Genomic DNA, 1,437 nt, shown 5'->3' on the forward strand with positions numbered 1-1,437 from the left:
TTACGCCGTTAACCCTCTGAGTTGGTTAGCGGTTTGTACTTGCAGTTTGGTCGCCTTGAGGATTTTGGGCGGTGTGGCGCCGGAGTACTTGGGCTTCTTCTTGGGGTAGTCTCGGCTGGCCTTGTTCTGGCGTTGGTAGGCGTCGATGAGCGCGTGGGCGAGGCGTGCTGGGAGCTCGATGGCGACGCCGCGCATGGCCTGCCGGAGGACCCGCAGCACGCCGGCGACGCTGGTGCGTTGCGGGGACTCACCGTGGTCGACCTGCAGCTTCTTGGCGTACAGGCACGCGGCCGTGAGGGCGGCGAGGGACCAGTCGAGCTCAACGCCCGCGTTGACCGGCGAGCCGCTGCGCAGCTTGCGGCGGGCGAACGTCTGCTTGAAGCTGCGGTAGAAGACCTCCACGCCCCACCGCGCGCGGTACAGCTCGATCACCTGCTTATCGGTCAACCGGCTCTTGGTCAGCACGCTGGTGACGAGGTAAACCGGGCGTTTGCCGCCCTGGGCGATAACCAGCCGCAGCACGATGGGCGGCTGCCTCTTGCGGGCGCTCTTGTCGGGCCACAGGTAGACGCGTCCCTCCTGCTCGCGGAAGTAGCCGAGCTGCTTGATCAGCGTCACGTTGGCTCCGACGCGGATCAGGAAGTCGTGGCCCGCCTCCTGGAGCCGCCGCCAGAAGTCGTAGCCGACGAAGCCCGCGTCGGCCGTGAGCAACGCCGGCTCCGGCAGTGAGGCGAGCATCTCCAGCAGGTGCTCCCGCTCGGACGAGCCGCTCGGCCCGTGCCGCCACATCCACGGCAGCCCCGAGCCGACATGCCACAGCGTCGTGAGCCAAGCCTGCGGATTCGCCGCCTTCTTGTAGGCGGCGCGACGACGGCGCCCCCGCTTGCGGGTCCGGCACGTCGGCGACGCGAAGGCCTGCTGATTCGCCGCGGTCCGCGGCAGCTCCACCCGCGTGCCGTCCACCCCAAACGCCAGCATGCCGCTCACCCGGTAGCAGCCCGCCAGGTCCTGCTGCAGCCGACGCTGCAGCATCGAGAGCAACGCAAACAACAGCGCGCCCGAGTGCCGCGCAAGCAGCTTCAGGAACGCCTGGTAGCTGACCAACTCGCGTTGCCCGTCGGGCAGCCGTCGGGTAATCTCTCCGGCGGCGGCGTAGCGGTCGGTGAGCGTCGACTCCTCGCCCCACGCCCACAACAAGGTCACCCGCACAAGCGACCACGGCGTCCAGACGCAGTCGCTGCGGAACGTGTACCTGCCGAACATGGTCGGCGCAGCCAACCAATCCAACGCGTTGGCCAATCCCGCTTGGTCTTGATGCGGCATCCTGCCGATCCTCCGTGGTCACAGGGGCATGGGTTATCTTCCACACCGCCTCTAAGGCGACCAAGCCACCGCATCAAGACCAATCTTACTACTGTCAGAGGGTTAACGGCGTAA

At 67.0% G+C, this 1,437-nt stretch carries 1 protein-coding gene; it reads right to left on the bottom strand.

Features of this window, described 5'->3' with window-relative positions:
- Positions 1-1,323, bottom strand: a complete 1,323-nt coding sequence (locus Pla123a_RS24375) for an IS4 family transposase (RefSeq protein ID WP_146591969.1) — start codon at positions 1,321-1,323, stop codon at positions 1-3.
- Positions 1,324-1,437: the final 114 nt, after the last annotated feature.

This window comes from Posidoniimonas polymericola, assembly GCF_007859935.1.
GTDB classification, from domain to species: Bacteria; Planctomycetota; Planctomycetia; order Pirellulales; family Lacipirellulaceae; genus Posidoniimonas; species Posidoniimonas polymericola.